We start from the raw sequence: 16,717 nt of genomic DNA, 5'->3' as shown, positions 1-16,717 counted from the left end.
GATCCCGATGGCCGGTCCCTCCCGACCTGACGGAACCCGGCACACGAGGCCGGGGAGAATTCCGGCGGAGATGTCGAGAACCCCTGTCCGGCCGGCCGGGGGCCGGGACCATGCCGGTCCCGGCCCGGAAAGCGGGCAGCCGGGGCGTACGGGACCGCGCGCGGACCGGGACACCGCGCACCCTGCCCTCCATGAAGTGCGAGGCGGCGGGGAGGGAGTGGTCGGAGGGCGAGTGTCAGTGCCCGGTGGCACGCTGAGGTCAAAGGGATTCAGCGAAAGGACATCGCGGTGATCACCACTGACTTCGCCCCCGGCTCCCCCTGCATGCTCGACCTCGGGTCCCCCGACGTCCGGGCCGCCGCGGCCTTCTACGGCGCGGTCCTCGGCTGGGACTACGAGCCCATGGGAGACGGGGAGGACATGGAAGGCGGGATGTTCCGCAAGGACGGCAAGATGGTCGCCGGACTGGGCAAGCTCACCGAGGAGGGCGCCCGCCCGGCCTGGATGATCTACTACACCGTCGCCGACGCGGACGCCACGACCCAGGCGGTGGAGCGCGCCGGCGGCACCGTGCGGGTGCCACCGATGGACCTCGAACAATGGGGGCGGATGGCACAGTACAGCGACCCGCTGGGCGGCCAGTTCGCCGTCTGGCAGCCGGGGGAGAGCAAGGGCGTCGACCTGGTGGACCAGCCGGGCTCACTGTGCTGGACCGAGCTGTACACGAGCGACGCGGCCGCCGCGAAGGAGTTCTACGGCGGAGTTCTCGGCTGGCAGTACAGCGACACGCGGATGCCGGGCGGCGAGGGTACCTACACCATGATCACTCCGTCCGGCCTGCCCGAGGAGCGGATGCACGGCGGCCTCATGGAGGTCCGCAAGGAGGACCTCGCCCTGGCGGGCGGGCGGCCGTACTGGCACCCTGTCTTCGCCGTCACCGACTGCGACACAGCGGTCGCCAAGGTGAGGGAACTCGGAGGCAGCGTGCAGATGGGCCCGGAGGACGCGGAAGGCGTCGGCCGCCTGGCCGTCTGCCTCGACCCCTTCGGCGCGGACTTCGTCGTGCTCACCCCGGCCGAGAGCTGAACGCCGGGGACGCCGGGCCGGCCGTCACCGGGCCGGCCGCTGCGCGTACACCTCGATCTCGATCCTCATCCGCGGATCGGCCAGACCGCACACGAGCATGGTGGCGGCCGGCCTGACGTCGCCGAAACAGCGGCGCAGGACCGGCCAGCAGGGCTCGAAGTCATTCCGGTCGGGCAGGAGGTAGCGCACCCGCACCACATCGGCGAAGGCGCACCCCGCCTCGGCCAGCGCGGACCCGATGTTGCGCAGACACTGCTCGGCCTGCTCCACCACGTCGTCGGAGATCGTCATGGTGGTGTAGTCGAAGCCGGTCGTCCCGGACACGTGCACCTGGTCGCCGTGGACCACGGCACGGGCGTAGCCGATCTGCTCCTCGAACGTCGAGCCGCTGAGGACCGCACGTCGCTCTGTCATCCGCGGGATGCTAGGTGACCGGCAGCGCTACGTCCAATACGGCGAGAGGCACGATCTGATGTCTCCGGGCGTATGATGCGTCCCGGGCTCCCGCCGCCGTCCGCACCCACATCGCCGTCGCCCGGCGGAGGAACGACCCGGACCCGCTGGCCGCGAACCTCCCGGCCACCGCCGGCCCCGAGGTGTTCAGGCCGGGTGCAGTTCCCGCAGGGCGTCCAGTACCTCCTGGTCGGTGACCTGGTGGAAGTCCTCGTACCACTCGCCGACCGACCGCAGCCGCTGCGGCTGGTACAGGGAGACCACGTCGTCGGCCTCGTCCCGCAGCGCCGCGGCGGTCCCGTGACCGCACACCGGCACCGCCAGCGTCAGCCGCAGCGGGCCGCCGCGCCGGAGGTGCCGCAGCGCCGCGCGGGCGGTGACCCCCGTGACCAGCCCGTCGTCCACGACCACGATGCTGTGACCGCTGATGTCCGGGGCCGGACGCCCGCCCCGGTAGACACCCTCCCGCCGGTGCAGCTCGACCCGCGCCCGCGCCACCTCGGCGCCGAGCCTGTCCTCCGAGAGGTCCATGGCCCTCAGCCCCGTACGGTCGAAGACCGGGGGATCGTCACCGGCGATCGCCCCGATACTCACCCCGGGAGACCCGGGAACTCCGATCTTGCGGACCACCAGGACATCCAGGGGCACCCGCATCGCCCGGGCGATCTCCGCCCCGACCGGAACGCCACCGCGCGGCAGCGCCAGCACGGTCACGTTCGCGAGATCACCGCTGCTCGCCCACTCCAGCATCCTGACGGCCAGCTCCTGTCCGGCATGCGCCCGGCTTCGGAATCGCACGGCTCGCTCCCTTCCTCGGCCACCCGTGCCGGGTAACCGTCATCGCCCCGCCACTCACCTGCGAGCGTCACGACAAAGTGCGAGGCGGATGCCGAAGTCCGCCCGGCTGTTCCGACCCACCGGTGAGAGGCGCCCGCACCGGGCGGGCCGGGCGGCGGGAGGTGGCCGGACCGTCGGCGCCGATGCCGCTCACCGACGCCCGGTGCCCGGCACGCAGCCGCCCCGACGGCGCGCTGGTCCCGCTCACCGAACAGGACCCGAGCCGCTGGAACCGGGAGCGCGTCGCCGAGGGCGTCGCCCTCGTCACGGACGCGCCGGCCATGGTGGAGGGACCGCGGGCGGGGCTGGAGCTGCCGGAGAGGGCCGGTGACCTCGATGCCGCCCGGTCCGCCTACCGCTGCACCGCGCGCCGCCCGGCCGGCACCGCAGGCCGCGCGCGTCCGGTTTCAGCGGTCCTGGGACAGGTGCAGGAGGTCGGCGAAGGTACCGGCGGCGTGGACCAGGTCGTCGTAGGTGCCCTGTTCGGTGATCCGGCCTCGCTCCATGACGACGATGTGGTCGGCGATCCTCGTGTTCTCCAGGCGGTGTGTGACGACGATGGTGATGCGGTCGCCGGAGATCGCCTTGATCTTCTCGAAGATGCCGTGTTCGCCGCGCGGGTCCATCTGGGAGGTGGGCTCGTCCAGGATCAGCAGGGGCGGGCGGCGGTACAGGGCCCTGGAGCAGGCCAGACGCTGCCACTGGCCGCCGGAGAGTTCGGCACCGCCGAAGATCTCACGGGCCAGCAGGGTGTCCAGGCGGGCGGGCAGGTCCTCGACGGCCTCCCGCATCCCGACCGCGTCCACGGCCTCCCACACCTCCTGGTCGTCGAGGCTCCTCGGCTGGCCCAGCGTCACGTTCTCCCGCACCCGCAGCGGCCACTGGGCGAAGATCTGCGGCACCAGGCCGGTGCGGTCCCACACCGTGGCCGGATCGGCGTGGGCGAGGTCGGTGCCGTCCCAGGTGACCCGGCCCTTGTCCGCGAGGTAGATACCGGTGATCAGCCGGGTCAGGGTGCTCTTGCCGGAGCCGTTCACGCCGACGACGGCGAGGATCTCCCCCCGCCGCAGGGTCAGCGAGACACCGTCGACGGCGGGCTTGTCCTTGCCGGGGTACCGGTACGTGACCTCGTCCAGCCGGATCTCCTCCACCGGGGCCCGGACGGCCTCCGGGCCCCGCTGGGGCGCCCGCGCGGCGGCGTCGTCGAAGAACGCCTGCATGTCGCTGAGGTACAGGCTGGTGTGGAACACCGCCGCTCCGTTGACGACGACCTGGGACAGCGCCGCCAGGGTCGTCTGGACCGCGACGACGGCCGTGGCGGCGACGGCCGGCGCGATCCGCCCGGTGACGGCCAGCCAGGCGAGCATCCCCCAGGTGGCGGCCAGGAACGCCCCACTGGCGACGGAGGACACCAGCGCGATGCGCAGGGTCCGGGGAGCGGCGGCCAGGGACCGCCGGTCGACCCGCTCCGACAGGGCGCGGTACCAGTACAGGAGGTAGTCGGTCATGCCGTTGGCGCGGACCTCGTCCGCGTACTTCGGCGTGGTCGCCCACCAGCGGGTCATCCCGCGTACGTTGCGGTCCGCGACGTTCGCGTAGTGGATCTCGTAGTCGACACGCGCGGTGAGGACGGCCCCCACACCGGCCGGGGCCACGGCCAGCAGGAGCAGCGGCAGCATCAGGGGATTGAGCACGGACAGGACGCCGCCGGCCGTGATCATCCTGATCAGCGCGGCCATGAAGCGCTGAGCGTCCATGACCATGACGTGCGTGCGCATCACACCCATCTCGGCGGCTTCCTGGCGGTCGGAGAAGCCGTCCGTCGCGTACGCCTCGGCCTCCACCCGGCAGACGGCCTCGACCAGCGCCGAGTCGGTCTCCGTGGTCAGCCGGGGCGTGATCCGCCGTTCGGCGTACATGGCCAAGGCCTCCGACGCGCGGGTGACGGCGCTCGCCACCGCGACGACGACGAGCGCCGGAAGTGCCTCGCGCAGGCGGTCCGCGACCGTTCCCGCGCCGAGGAGCGGGCCCATCGCCCGGGCCGTGGCCGCCAGCAGCACCGCCGCCGACACGCCCGTGACCAGCTGACAGGTGAGGAGCAGGACCACGGCCCGACGGTCGGTCCGCCACGCCATGGCGGTGATCCGACGCAGTACGGAGGGGAGTTGGGAGCACAGGGAGCGGAAGCCGACCTGGCCGAGCGGGTTGACGGAGTAGTGGCCGGAGTAGGTGATCTCGGCGGGCGGCGGGGGCGGGACGGCGCGGGTGTTCTCGTGGGTCAACGGCATTTCTCCCTGCCTGGTCGATGGCGTGAAGACGACGGCATGAGACTCAACGAGGCAGGGAGCGATATCGAACACAGGTATTTCGGACGAAGCGGATCCCGCGCGGGGGCGTGGTGTCCGGGGGAGGGAGAAGCACCGGTCCTTGGGCGGTGGGGGTCCGTGCGCGGGCCCGAGTGGCCGAAACGCCGACCGCCGATGCCTGTGCGACGGATGGGATTCCCGTACGGCCCGTTCAGAGGCGCGGAGCCCCGGTCACCGACATCACCAGGGAGTACAGGGAGGTGGTGGCGGTGATGAACAGGCGGTTGTTCTTCGGTCCGCCGAAGGCGATGTTGGAGACGGGCTCGGGCACGCGCAGCTTCCCGATGAGGGTGCCGTCGGGGTCGTAGCAGTGCACGCCGTCGTCGAGGGCTGCGGCCCACAGGCGGCCCTCGTCGTCGAAGCGGATGTTGTCGAAGTGGACCCCGTCCTGGCCCTCGGCGAAGACCTCGCCGTCGGACAGGGTGCCGTCCTCGCGGATGCCGTACGTGTGGATCCGGGCGGCCCGCGAGTCGGAGACGTACAGCCGGCTCTCGTCGGGGGACAGGACGACCCCGTTGGGTCCCTCGAACCCGTCCGCGGCGAGGTGGATGTCCCCCGACAGCGGGTCGATCCGGTACACGTTGCACGCGCCGATCTCCGACTCGGCGCGATGGCCCTCGTAGTCGCTGGTGATGCCGAAGTCCGGGTCGGAGAACCAGATCGTGCCGTCGGAGCGTACGACGGAGTCGTTCGGGCTGTTGAGCCGCTTGCCGTCGTACCGGTCGGCGAGGACGGTCACGGTGCCGTCCGGTTCGGTGCGGGTCACCCGGCGGTTGCCCTGCTCGCAGGTGACCAGGCGGCCCTGCCGGTCGACGGTGTTGCCGTTGCTGTGCCCGGCCGGAGTGCGGAAGACGCCGACCGTGCCGGTGGCCTCGTCCCAGCGCAGGATGCGGTCGTTCGGGATGTCGCTCCAGACCAGCTGGCGCCAGGCGGGCAGATACAGCGGGCCCTCGGCCCAGCGGCAGCCGTCGTACAGGACCTCGAGCCTGCTGTCGCCGTTCGCGCAGCGTCCGGTACGGAAGCGGTCGTCCAGGATCTCGTACGGGCCGTTGGTGGGCATGGCGTCCTCTCGCAGAGAGTGATCAGGATCTGATGCAACGTAACACGCGTATCGCCGAATCAGATACGGTTATCGCATGAGACAACTGGATGACATCGACCGTCGGTTGATCGCGCTGCTCCAGCGGGACGCGACACAGCCGTACGCCGCCCTGGGCGCGGCGGTCGGCCTGTCGGCGGGCGCGGCGCACGAGCGCGTGCGCAAACTGCGTGAGCAGGGCGTCATCCGGGCCACGACCGTCGACGTCGACCCCGCGGCACTCGACCGCGGGGTCCTCGCCTTCGTGCTGGTCGACTCCACGGCGTGGATGGGGGACAGGGCCGAGGACTTCGCCGCCGTACCGGAGATCCAGGAGGCGCACGTCATCGCGGGCAGCGCCTCCGTCCTGGTGAAGGTGCGCACCGCCACCACCGAGCACCTGCAGGACGTGCTGCGCCGCCTGTACGCGATCGACGGGGTCAGCGGGACACAGGCGACGGTGGTCCTGGAGACCTTCTTCGAACGCCCGCCGGATGCCGGGGAGAACCGCGGCGGCCCGGTCGGCCGGCCGTCCTGACGGGCGCGCTGCCACGGCCGTGGCACCGGCCGGTGAGTTCGGCGTCGGGCGTCACCCGCGCCACCCGCATGCCCTCGGCGTACCCGGGGTCCCGCAGGCGCTTCCCCATCTCGTCCTCGGAGACCTCCTCGACGTGGCGGACCACCCACCGGATGTTCCCGAAGGGATCCTTGACCCGCCCTCCGCGCTGCCCGAAGGTGTTGTCCGACAGCGGTGTGACGACCTGGCCGCCGGCCGCGACAGCGCGCGAGAACGCCGTGTCCGCGTCGGCGACGAACACCCGCAGCAGGCTCGGCAGGACCGGCCGGTCCGCGCGCCGGTCGAAGGCCAGGACGACGGTGTCGCCGACCCGGGTCTCACCGTGCCCGATCACCCCGTCCTCGACCGCCACCCGCCCGAGCTCCTCACCGGCGAACGCCTGGGCGACGAAGTCGAGGAACGCCCCGGTGCCGTCGGTCACCACCCAAGGCGCGACGCTGGTGTGACCCTCGGGCGCGGCGCCGGTCCGCTCGGCCATCACGGTCTCCTTCCGTCGGTGCCGGTCGCCCACGACGGCAGGCGGCAAGCAGGACGGATCCTGACCCGGACAGCCGGGCACGCCCGTTGTCCGAGGTGGTCCGTACGCTCGTCGGCGTACCGCACCGAACCAGGGAGGACGACGATGGGTGTCACCGCGCAGGACGCGATCGAGGCGCTGCGGGAGCTGGAGCGGTGCCTGCCGGAGGTGTTCACGCTCGAACCCGGGGGCACGGACGCCGAGCTGACCGAGGCGGAGCCCCGGCTGCCGGACGACATACGGGTGCTGCTGCGCGCCGTGAGCGCCGTCCGGATCGGTGGTGACGACCACCTCCACCTCGATCCCCGGCTCAGCAGGGTCGAACGCCAGTGGATGTGGGGGCCGGGCGAGGAGACCCGGGTACTGCTCTCCCTGGCGACCGGCGACCACTTCTTCGTCGACGTGCACCCCGGAACCGGCGCGTGGGGCGCGGTGTTCTCCCAGTCCGCGGATTTCTCCCACACCTACGCCTACTGCGCCCGCTCCCTCCCGGAGTTCCTCGTCGACTACGCGCGCGAGGCCCTGGCCCTCGCGGACCGCGTCAGGACCGGTCCGGACGCGTACGACGAGGGGGAGTTCGACATCCAGTTCCCCTGCGAGTCGGTCTGGCACCGGCGGGTGACCGTCTTCGGTACCCCCGTCGCCGAACTGCGCGACACGGACGACCCCGACCTGGCCGCCGTGGCGGCCGGTCTCCCGGACGAGGCGTCCCTCGTCGATCTGCGTACCGTGGAGCCGCCGCTCCTGATGAAACTGAGGCCGACGGAGGGGAGGCCCGAGGAGTTCATGCGCTTCGGCCCCGAGCGGCAGTTCGCCGTGGCCGTCCCCGACGGCGCGCTGCTCGCGGCCGGGACCTGACCGCGAGCCCTCATGCGATCGGTCCCATGACTCGGATCAGAAGATCCTTGTCACTGAAGTCACTGAAGTCACTGAAGTCACTGAAGTCACCGGCGCCACCGGAACCGTCGGCCGTCAGGTCGTCGCCGGACTCCTCGCCCGAGGCCGGCCGGCCGGTCCTCGACACCGTGGAGGGCGGCCGGATCACCCGGCACCACCTCTACGAGAACAGCCTGTCCGTCGCCGGGGCCCGCACCCCCTGACGGGCGGGCGCGGGCCCCGGCGGCCGGCTCAGTCGAGGAATTCGGCGACCAGGGCGGCGAACTCCTCCGGAGTGGCGAGGCGGATGCCGAGCTGTTCGGCCTTCGCCCGCTTGGAACCGGCGCCCTCGCCCGTGACCACGAGGGCGGTCTTCTTGGAGACGCTGGAGGAGGAACGGCCGCCGGCCCGCTCGACGAGTTCGTTCATCTCGTTGCGGGAGAGCTTCTCCAGCTTCCCGGTCATCGCGCCGGTGACCACCACCGTCATCCCGGCCAGCGGGCCGCCCTCGGCCGGGGCGTCGTCCTCGGCGCCGGGGGGCGGCGGCGGAGTGGCCCCGGGCTCCGTCATGTTGACACCGGCGGCGGCCAGCTTGTCGATGAGCGGCGCCAGTTCGGCGAGCTCCGCGACGATCGACGGGGCCTTCTCCGCCCCGATGCCGTCGACCCGCTGCATGGCGTCGGCGTCGGCCGCGCGGATGTGGTCCATGGTGGCGAAGTAGCGGGCGATGCGCCGGGACATGGACCTCCCCGTACCCCGCACGCCCAGCGCGCACAGCACCCGCGACAGCGGCTGCCCCTTGGCCTTGGCGAGCGCGGCGAGCAGATTGTCGGTGCTGGTCTCGCCCATCCGCTCCAGGGCGAGCAACTGCTCGCGCCGCAGGGTGAACAGATCGGCGAGATCGGCCACCAGGCCCGCCTCGACGAGCTGCACCACGCGGGTGGCGCCCAGACCCTCGATGTCGAGCTGGTCGCGGCCCGCCGCGTAGGCGAGGGACGCGACCAGGTGGCAGTTGCGGCCCTGCGCGCACCGCCAGCGTTCCTCACCGGTGTCGATGTCCGAACCGCAGCGCGGGCACTGCGCGGGGAACTCGATCGGCCGCTCCTCACCCGTCCGCAGATGGGCCACCGGCGCCTCGATGCGGGGGATGACGTCGCCCGCCCGGTGGACCATGACGTGGTCGCCCAGGCGCAGGTCGCGGCGGGTGATGTCGGCCGGGTTGTGCAGGGTGGCATAGGTGATGGTGGAGCCGTCGATGACGACCGGTTCGAGGACGCCGCGCGGCGCGATGATGCCCGTACGGCCGACGTTCCACTCCACCTCCAGCAGCCGGGTGATCTTCTCCACGGCCGGCAGCTTGTAGGCGATCGCCCAGCGCGGCGCGCGGGAGCCGGACCCCGCGGCCCGCTGGTCCTCGGCGAGGTCGGCCTTGATGACGATCCCGTCGATGCCGAACGGCAGCTCGGCACGGACCGCGGCGATCTCCTTCACCCGGTCCAGGACCTCTTCGACGGTCTCGGCGACGACGTCCGGGACGGCGGTCCGGGCGCTGGTGTGGACCCCGAGACCGCCGGCCAGCGCCATCAGTTCGCTGTGCGCGAGCTCGTTCAGCTTCTCGGCGAGGTCGGGGTCGGTGTCGGGCAACGGCAGCAGACCGTAGCCGAAGAACGTCATCGGGACCGTGTAGACGCGCTCCTTCGCCCGCAGCGTGCCCGCCGCCGCGTTGCGCGGATTGGCGAACGGCTGCCCGCCGTGCGAGGTGCGCACCTCGTTGGCGTGCTCGAACTGGGCGGCCGTCATGAGGACTTCGCCGCGCACCTCCACGGTGACCGGCTCGTCCAGCTTCTCGGGCAGCCCCTCGATGGTGCCGATCGCGTGCGAGACGTCCTCCCCGGCCGTCCCGTCCCCGCGGGTGATCAGCCGGGTGAGCCGGCCGCCGCTGTACCGGGCGGCGATCGCGAGCCCGTCCAGCTTCGGACCCACACTGAAACGCGTCGCCTCACGTCCGGTACGGCGGGACAGGGAGGCCGTCCAGGCGGTGAACTCCTCCGCGGAGAACACGTTGTCCAGGCTGAGCATGGGCACCGTGTGCGGCACGTCGCCCTCCACCGCCCCGCCGGCGACCTTCCCGGTGGGGGAGTCGGGGAGTATCCCGTCGGGATGCTCCGCCTCCCAGTCGGCGATCCCTCGTACCAGCCGGTCGTAGGTGTCGTCGTCCAGCGCCGAGGTACCGCCCTCGTAGTAGGCGGCGGCCGCGCGTACGGCGTCCTCGACCGCCTGCGCGTAGGCGGCGGCATCCACGATCACTGCTGCAGGTGTTGTCATGCGTCGCATCTTGCCTCCCCCCACTGACAACGGGGTCCGACGGGCATCACACCCGGCCCGTTTGCCTAAAGGTATTAGGCAGATGCATAATCGATTTAGCCGATGGAGAGGATAGCTATGGCAGCACGCGTAGGACTGACGGCGGAACGCCTGACCAGAGCGGGGGCGGAGCTCGCCGACGAGGTCGGCTTCGACCGGGTGACCGTCTCCGAGCTCGCCCGGCGCTTCGACGTCAAGGTGGCGAGCCTGTACTCCCACGTGAGGAACTCCCAGGACCTCAGGACACGGATCGCGCTGCTCGCCCTGGAGGAACTCGCCGACCGTGCCGCCGACGCCCTGGCCGGACGGGCGGGCAAGGACGCCCTGACCGCCCTGGCGAACGTCTACCGCGACTACGCGCGGGAGCACCCCGGACGCTATGCGGCGGCCCAGTTCCGGCTCGATCCGGAAACGGCCGCCGGCAGCGCGGGGGTCCGGCACGCGCAGATGACCCGGGCCCTCCTGCGCGGTTACGACCTGGCGGAACCGGACCAGACCCACGCGGTCCGCCTGCTGGGCAGCGTCTTCCACGGCTACGTCAGCATCGAGATGGGCGGAGGGTTCAGCCACAGCGCCCCCGACACTCAGGAGACCTGGTCACGCGTCCTCGACGTGCTCGACGCCCTCCTGCGCAACTGGCCCGCGCCCACCACCACTCCCGGCCCCTGAACCGCCCCGACCCACGGACGGAAACCATGTCCCCCGCTGTGCACACCACCCCCCTCACCGCGGACCTCGTACGCGGCGCCCTCGACCTGGAGCCCACGGCGAACGGGGTCCTGCCCCACCGCCTGCCCGCCTGGGCCCGCGCCCGGAACACCGACGGACAGCTCGCCATGGCCGAGTCCCAGCCCTCCGGCGTACGCCTGGTCTTCCGCACCCGGGCGACCGCGGTCGAACTCGACACCCTGCCCACCAAGCAGGTCTACATCGGTGCCCCGCCCCGCCCGGACGGCCGGTACGACCTGCTCGTCGACGGAAGCCCGGCCGGCCGGGCGACCGCGGCCGGCGGCAACACCCTGACCATCGACATGAGCACCGGAGCGGTCGAACACGGCACCGGCCCGGCCGTCACCCTCCGCTTCACCGGCCTGCCCGAGCGCGACAAGACCGTCGAGATCTGGCTTCCGCACAACGAGACCACCGAACTCGTCGCCCTGCGCACCGACGCCCCCGTCGAGCCCGCGCCCGCCTCCGGCCGCAGGACCTGGCTGCACCACGGCAGCTCCATCAGCCACGGCTCCGACGCCGCGAGCCCCACCACGACCTGGCCCGCGCTCGCCGCGGCGCGGGGCGGCGTGGAACTGGTCAACCTGGGCTTCGGCGGCAGTGCCCTGCTCGACCCGTTCGTCGCCCGGACCATGCGCGACACACCCGCAGACCTGATCAGCGTCAAGATCGGCATCAACCTGGTCAACGCCGACCTGATGCGGCTGCGCGCCTTCACCCCGGCCGTCCACGGCTTCCTCGACACCCTCCGCGAGGGCCACCCCACCGCGCCGCTGCTGGTGGTCTCGCCGATCCTGTGCCCCCTCCACGAGGACACACCCGGCCCCACCGCCTACGACTTCAGCCACCTCGCCGAGGGCAGGCTCCTGTTCACCGCCACGGGCGATCCCGGAGAGCGGGCCGCGGGCAAGCTGACGCTCAACGTCATCCGCGACGAGCTGAAGCGCATCGTGACGCAACGCGCGGCCGAGGATCCGAACCTGCACTACCTCGACGGCCGTGACCTCTACGGCGAGGCGGACCACGCCGAACTGCCGCTGCCCGACCGGCTCCACCCCGACGCGGCCGCGCACCGCCGCATCGGCGCACGCTTCGCCGCCCACGCCTTCGCGGCCGAGGGCGGCCCGTTCACGCGGGCCGGGGAGTGACCTACTCGAAGAACTTGAGACTCCAGCCGGTGTCGGTGTTCGGCCCGGGGACGTTGGCGCGGCTGTAGGTGGTGTTCCCCCACCAGCAGAACGTGCCCGTGTACCAGTAGCGGTTCTCCCAGCTGTACGGCGTGCCCTTCGGCACCGCGTGGAACATCAGCGGGAACCTCGGCCCGGCGGGCGGGCTGGTGCCGATGTCACCGCGCAGCAGCACGAAGCTGTGGTGGCCGGGTCCGTCGACATGCAGCGTCGGGTCCCAGCCGGCCATCATCGTGGCCCGGTGGGAGCCGAACAGACAGCCGTTGGACTTGTACCAGTCCCACACGTACGTCGGGTCGCCGCCGGCCCGCAGCCGCAGGTCGGCCAGGCAGTACTGGTCGCTCCAGCTGCCGTTGGCGGAGTAGGTGATGTGCAGCTGCCCGTTGGGGTCCATGATCGGTTCGGGGCCCTCGTTGATGAACGGGTTGCCGACCACCCGCTCCCAGCTCTCCCGGGGCTGCGAGATGATGTGCCGCGCGCCGGTCGGCGTGGTCGGACCGCTCATCCGGGCGATGTACAGGTTCTGCTCGACGTTGCTGTCCCCGGCCCAGCCGGACCAGACGAACCAGCGCTGTCCGTTGAACGTGAACAGGGTCCCGTCGATGGCCCACTTGTCGTCCGGCAGGGCCAGTTTCGTCTCGGCGGAGTAGCCGCTGTCGGTGGCGGCCGAGCTGATCACGTACATCCGGTGGGCCGCTCCGCGCCCGGCCGTGAAGTAGATGTAGTAGCGGCCGCCGTCCATCACGATCTCCGGCGCCCAGACCTCGCCGAGACCGCGCGTGTCCGACCAGACCCGCCGCGGGGCCGCCGAGTCCAGGGCCGCCGTCGAGGAGGCCTGCCGTACGGCGATGCCCCCTCCGGTCGACTGCGCCGAGATGTACGTGCCGCCGACCCGCAGCACGCTCGGATCCGCGGCGCGCAGACCGGTCCGGTCCGCCTGGGCGGGTCCGGCGGACGTCAGGGTCAGCGCGGCGGCGAGCACACCGGACAGGACGAAGCCGAGGGCTCCGGCCAGACGGCGGGAGAGTCTCTTCGGCCCGTGGGGAAGCCTGGCCATCGTGTCCCGTCACCTCCACGCCGAGGTTTACATCGATGAAATCCGTTCCCACAGGATGGTGATCGACGGGAGACATGTCAATAGAGCCGTGGGGGTCCGGTCGCCACCGGGTGAGCCGTCATCGCGCCGTGAAGATCCGCACAGCTGATGGGGCATCAGCTGTGCGCGAAGCCTGGACAGTCGTCGGATGGCGTGTTGTCATTCCGCTGCACAACGAATTTCCAACGTTGGAATGAATGCCGGCCGAGCCGATGGCCACCCCTGTTTCGTCCTGGCCCCATGCCCTCTGCGCGAGGAAAGGTTCGATGACAAGACAACTCACCCGCCCGAGATCCAGATCATGGGCGTTGCTGACCGTGACCGCTCTGGCCCTGTCCACGGGCGCGCTGGCTCCCGCCGCGTCGGCCGCCGTGCCGACCGCCGGAGTGTCCGCCGGCGCGACCGCCGCCGACGCCGATGTCGTGGTGCACGGCCTGAAGGGCGAGTACTTCAGCATGTCGGCGCCGGGCGCCCGGGACTTCGCCGAACTCGGCGGCACCCTGCTGGAGCCGCAGATCAACTTCTCCGGACTGACCGGCACCTTCGAGGAGCTGACCGGGCGGACGGAGCACACCACCGCCCGCTGGACCGGGCAGATCGAGGCGCCGGAGACCGGTGATTACACCTTCCACGCCATCGGCGACAACGGATTCCGGCTCTTCATCGACGACGAACCCGTCATCGACCACTGGGTGGGTGACTGGGACAAGGAACAGACCAGCGCGGCGATCAAACTGACCGCGGGCGAGAAGCACGACTTCCGTATGGAGATGTTCCAGGACGTCGGCGGCGCCAACATGTTCCTGCGCTGGTCGACGCCCACGATGCCCAAGCAGCTCGTGCCGACGACGGCGTTCACCCCGCCCGCCGGCTTCGAGGTCTTCCCCGTGGAGCCGACCGTCACCGAGGACGGCCGGAAGCTGCGCGCCCGGTTCGAGGACCCGGTGGGCGACCTCGCCGAGGTGGCCGGCCACCTCAAGATCGAGGCCGACACGACCGCCATGCCGGTCAAGTCGGTGACGGCCGCCCCCGGCGACCCCGGCTCCCTCCTGATCACGCTCTCCGAGCCGATCCAGAAGAACCAGCAGGTCCGGTTCACCTACGACGGCGAGGGCGGCCTCACGGCCGGCGGCAAGGCCGTTCCCCGTATCGTCCGTTACGCCGTGAACACCTCCACCCACCGCATCACCACGCCGTGGGGCGACAAGGTCGACAAGAACCACCCGCTGCCGGAGTACCCCCGCCCGCAGCAGGTCCGCTCGAAGTGGAAGAACCTCAACGGACCCTGGCAGTTCAGCGGTGCCGAGGCCGGTGAGCAGCCGGTCTTCGGCAAGGACCTGGACGAGAAGATCATCGTGCCGTTCCCGGTCGAGTCGCAGCTCTCCGGGCTCGAGCGGCACGAGGACCACATGTTCTACCGCAAGCTCGTGGACGTGCCGAAGAGCTGGAAGGTCGGCAAGAGCGGCAAGGACAACCGGCTCAAGCTCAACTTCGGCGCCGTCGACTACCAGGCCACCGTCTACGTCAACGGCACGAAGGTCGCCGAACACACCGGCGGCTACAACGCCTTCAGCGCCGACATCACCGACGCGATCAAGGGCCGGGGCAAGCAGGAGATCGTCGTCGCGGTCACCGACACCGGCGGCGCCAACCAGCCGATGGGCAAGCAGTCCACCAACCCCGGCGGCATCTTCTACACCCAGTCGTCCGGCATCTGGCAGACCGTCTGGATGGAGCCCGTCGCCGACGCCGCGATCGACAACGTCGTCACCACGCCCGACATCGACACCGGCACCCTCGCCGTGACCGTCGAGTCCGAGGACGCCTCCCGGCACGCCCGTGTCGAGGCCGTCGCACGCGACGCCCGCGGCAAGGTCGTCGGCCGGGTCAGCGGACCGGCCAACAGCAAGCTGAACCTGCGCGTGGCCAAGCAGCACCTGTGGAGCCCGGACGACCCCTACCTCTACGACCTCGACGTCAGGCTGAAGGACGGCCGGTCCACCGACAAGGTCGGCAGCTACTTCGGTATGCGCGAGATCGGCATCAAGGAGGTCGGCGGCTTCCAGAAGCTGGTCCTCAACGGCAAGCCGATCTTCTCCCTGGCCACCCTCGACCAGGGCTTCTGGCCCGACGGCCTCTACACCGCGCCCAGCGACGACGCGCTCGCCTTCGACCTGGAAGCGCACAAGAAGCTCGGCTTCAACGCCGTCCGCAAGCACATCAAGGTGGAGTCACCGCGCTGGTTCTACCACGCGGACAAGCTCGGCCTGCTCGTCTGGCAGGACTTCGTCTCCGGGAACCTCACCGATGAGACCGGACAGAAGGCCTTCGTCGACCAGGGCCGCGAGATGATGCGCCAGCACCACAACTCGCCCTCCGTCATCGGCTGGATCGTCTTCAACGAGGGCTGGGGCGAGTGGAACCGCGAGGAGACCGGCCGCATCGCCGAGTCGGTGAAGGCCGCCGACCCGTCCCGCGTCGTCAACACCCACAGCGGCGTCAACTGCTGCAACTCCAAGGGTGACTCGGGCACCGGCGACATCATCGACCACCACGACTACAACAACGACGACGCGCCCTTCCCGGACCACCGGGCGGCCATGGACGGCGAGCACGGCGGCTTCACGCTGCGCACCCCGGGCCACATGTGGCCGGGCACGCCGACCGTGATCTACAGCGGTGTCACCGACAAGGCGGCACTGACCCGCAAGTACGTCGAGAACACCGAGAAGTTCTACCTCGACCAGGCCGGCGCCGAACTCTCCGGATCGGTGTACACCCAGATCACCGACCTGGAGAACGAACTCAACGGTCTGTACACCTACGACCGCCGCGAGACCAAGGTCGACCCGGCCCCGATCCGCGAGATCAACCGCAAGGTCATCGCGGCCGGCGCCGCGGCCGGCGACCGCGAGCCCCTCAAGGGCGGCGGCTCCTGGTCCCTCGACGAGGGCACCGGCACCACCGCGAAGGACGACGGCCCCAACAACAAGCCGCTCACCCTGAGCGAGGGCACCGGCTGGACGGACGGAGTCAGCGGCAGCGCCCTGACGTTCGACGGCCAGGGACAGTTCGCCCAGACCGAAGGCCCCGTGGTCGACACCACCGGCAGCTACACGGTCTCCGCCTGGGTCACCCTCGACTCCCTGCCCGGCAACTACGCCACCGCCGTCAGCCAGGACGGACGCCGCCAGGCCAGCCCGTTCTACCTGCAGTACGGCCAGGGCGCGTTCGCCTTCAGCACCCCCGACGGACAGCGCGCACGACTGGCGACCACGCCGGAGACCGGCCGCTGGTACCACCTCGTCGGCGTACGTGACGACGCGACCGATCAGATCAAGCTCTACGTCGACGGCAAGCCGGTGGCGACCTCCACCGCCGGCCCCGCCTACGTCGCCACCGGACCCCTCGCCGTGGGCCGCGCCCAGTACAACGGTGAGAACACCGACTTCTGGGACGGCGCGGTGGACGAGGTCCACGCCTACGACAAGGCACTCACCGCCGAGGAGGTGAGCGCGCTCTACGACGGGGAGAAGAAGTAGCCCTGTCGA

General features: G+C 71.0%; 13 protein-coding genes and 2 pseudogenes. 8 read left to right on the top strand and 7 right to left on the bottom strand.

Annotation, left to right across the window (positions count from 1 at the left end; all coding sequences use genetic code 11):
• The first annotated feature begins 288 nt into the window (after positions 1–288).
• The gene (locus IH50_RS0122320; RefSeq protein WP_030865063.1) at positions 289–1,086 is read left to right on the top strand and encodes a VOC family protein; all 798 of its coding nucleotides are present in this window, start codon (positions 289–291) and stop codon (positions 1,084–1,086) included.
• A gap of 24 nt (positions 1,087–1,110) precedes the next feature.
• Here the strand turns inward: IH50_RS0122320 and IH50_RS0122315 are convergent, their stop codons facing one another.
• Entirely contained in the window at positions 1,111–1,500 is a 390-nt protein-coding gene (locus tag IH50_RS0122315; RefSeq protein ID WP_030865061.1) for a RidA family protein, read from the bottom strand.
• 186 nt (positions 1,501–1,686) lie between these two features.
• A complete protein-coding gene (locus IH50_RS0122310) occupies positions 1,687–2,337 on the bottom strand; it encodes a phosphoribosyltransferase (RefSeq protein WP_030865058.1) in 651 nt (216 codons plus the stop codon).
• 77 nt (positions 2,338–2,414) lie between these two features.
• On the opposite strand from IH50_RS0122310, the pseudogene IH50_RS43330 reads away from it, so the two are divergent.
• Positions 2,415–2,639, top strand: a pseudogene (locus IH50_RS43330) (DUF6596 domain-containing protein); the annotation flags it as partial.
• Positions 2,640–2,783: 144 nt separating this feature from the next.
• Here IH50_RS43330 and IH50_RS0122305 read toward each other — a convergent pair.
• Together IH50_RS0122305 and IH50_RS0122300 are read right to left on the bottom strand one after the other, a co-directional pair.
• The gene (locus IH50_RS0122305; RefSeq protein WP_030865055.1) at positions 2,784–4,664 is read right to left on the bottom strand and encodes an ATP-binding cassette domain-containing protein; all 1,881 of its coding nucleotides are present in this window, start codon (positions 4,662–4,664) and stop codon (positions 2,784–2,786) included.
• A gap of 229 nt (positions 4,665–4,893) precedes the next feature.
• Entirely contained in the window at positions 4,894–5,802 is a 909-nt protein-coding gene (locus IH50_RS0122300) for an SMP-30/gluconolactonase/LRE family protein (protein ID WP_030865053.1), read from the bottom strand.
• An 85-nt stretch (positions 5,803–5,887) separates the two neighbouring features.
• Between IH50_RS0122300 and IH50_RS0122295 the strand changes: the two genes are divergently transcribed.
• Positions 5,888–6,358: an Lrp/AsnC family transcriptional regulator gene (locus tag IH50_RS0122295; protein WP_030865048.1), complete on the top strand. Its 471-nt coding sequence runs from the start codon at positions 5,888–5,890 to the stop codon at positions 6,356–6,358.
• Here IH50_RS0122295 and IH50_RS0122290 read toward each other — a convergent pair.
• Positions 6,261–6,875, bottom strand: coding sequence for a VOC family protein (locus IH50_RS0122290; RefSeq protein WP_420709096.1), 615 nt, complete (start codon positions 6,873–6,875; stop codon positions 6,261–6,263). The two genes, IH50_RS0122295 and IH50_RS0122290, sit on opposite strands and share 98 nt — an antisense overlap.
• A 144-nt stretch (positions 6,876–7,019) precedes the next feature.
• On the opposite strand from IH50_RS0122290, the gene IH50_RS0122285 reads away from it, so the two are divergent.
• Positions 7,020–7,772: a hypothetical protein gene (locus IH50_RS0122285; protein ID WP_030865044.1), complete on the top strand. Its 753-nt coding sequence runs from the start codon at positions 7,020–7,022 to the stop codon at positions 7,770–7,772.
• Between the two features lie 164 nt (positions 7,773–7,936).
• A pseudogene (locus IH50_RS41080) lies at positions 7,937–8,014 on the top strand (ketosteroid isomerase); the annotation flags it as partial.
• Positions 8,015–8,042: 28 nt separating this feature from the next.
• Here IH50_RS41080 and ligA read toward each other — a convergent pair.
• Positions 8,043–10,124 (bottom strand): NAD-dependent DNA ligase LigA, encoded by a 2,082-nt coding sequence (ligA, locus tag IH50_RS0122275; protein WP_030865038.1) that lies wholly within the window; start codon positions 10,122–10,124, stop codon positions 8,043–8,045.
• A 108-nt stretch (positions 10,125–10,232) separates the two neighbouring features.
• Here ligA and IH50_RS0122270 point away from each other — a divergent pair, with 108 nt between their 5' ends.
• Together IH50_RS0122270 and IH50_RS0122265 are read left to right on the top strand one after the other, a co-directional pair.
• Positions 10,233–10,823 (top strand): TetR/AcrR family transcriptional regulator, encoded by a 591-nt coding sequence (locus tag IH50_RS0122270; protein WP_030865036.1) that lies wholly within the window; start codon positions 10,233–10,235, stop codon positions 10,821–10,823.
• Between the two features lie 26 nt (positions 10,824–10,849).
• Positions 10,850–12,031, top strand: coding sequence for a GDSL-type esterase/lipase family protein (locus tag IH50_RS0122265; protein WP_030865033.1), 1,182 nt, complete (start codon positions 10,850–10,852; stop codon positions 12,029–12,031).
• A 1-nt stretch (position 12,032) separates the two neighbouring features.
• Here the strand turns inward: IH50_RS0122265 and IH50_RS0122260 are convergent, their stop codons facing one another.
• Positions 12,033–13,127 carry a glycoside hydrolase family 43 protein gene (locus IH50_RS0122260; RefSeq protein ID WP_030865031.1) on the bottom strand — a complete coding sequence of 365 codons (1,095 nt, stop codon included), beginning with the start codon at positions 13,125–13,127 and terminating at the stop codon, positions 12,033–12,035.
• Positions 13,128–13,432: 305 nt separating this feature from the next.
• On the opposite strand from IH50_RS0122260, the gene IH50_RS0122255 reads away from it, so the two are divergent.
• Positions 13,433–16,708: a glycoside hydrolase family 2 gene (locus IH50_RS0122255; protein WP_030865029.1), complete on the top strand. Its 3,276-nt coding sequence runs from the start codon at positions 13,433–13,435 to the stop codon at positions 16,706–16,708.
• Positions 16,709–16,717: the final 9 nt, after the last annotated feature.

The organism is Streptomyces sp. NRRL S-37, assembly GCF_000721605.1.
In the GTDB taxonomy this organism is placed as follows: domain Bacteria; phylum Actinomycetota; class Actinomycetes; order Streptomycetales; family Streptomycetaceae; genus Streptomyces.
This window is presented reverse-complemented; position numbering and strand designations above follow the sequence as displayed.

Coding starts and splice junctions, on each gene's coding strand:
- IH50_RS0122305 (WP_030865055.1), bottom strand. CDS start 4,664: ATGCCGTTGACCCACGAGAACACCCGCGCCGTCCCGCCCCCGCCGCCC.
- IH50_RS0122255 (WP_030865029.1), top strand. CDS start 13,433: ATGACAAGACAACTCACCCGCCCGAGATCCAGATCATGGGCGTTGCTG.
- IH50_RS0122290 (WP_420709096.1), bottom strand. CDS start 6,875: ATGGCCGAGCGGACCGGCGCCGCGCCCGAGGGTCACACCAGCGTCGCG.
- IH50_RS0122285 (WP_030865044.1), top strand. CDS start 7,020: ATGGGTGTCACCGCGCAGGACGCGATCGAGGCGCTGCGGGAGCTGGAG.
- IH50_RS0122315 (WP_030865061.1), bottom strand. CDS start 1,500: ATGACAGAGCGACGTGCGGTCCTCAGCGGCTCGACGTTCGAGGAGCAG.
- IH50_RS0122260 (WP_030865031.1), bottom strand. CDS start 13,127: ATGGCCAGGCTTCCCCACGGGCCGAAGAGACTCTCCCGCCGTCTGGCC.
- IH50_RS0122265 (WP_030865033.1), top strand. CDS start 10,850: ATGTCCCCCGCTGTGCACACCACCCCCCTCACCGCGGACCTCGTACGC.
- ligA (WP_030865038.1), bottom strand. CDS start 10,124: ATGCGACGCATGACAACACCTGCAGCAGTGATCGTGGATGCCGCCGCC.
- IH50_RS0122300 (WP_030865053.1), bottom strand. CDS start 5,802: ATGCCCACCAACGGCCCGTACGAGATCCTGGACGACCGCTTCCGTACC.
- IH50_RS0122270 (WP_030865036.1), top strand. CDS start 10,233: ATGGCAGCACGCGTAGGACTGACGGCGGAACGCCTGACCAGAGCGGGG.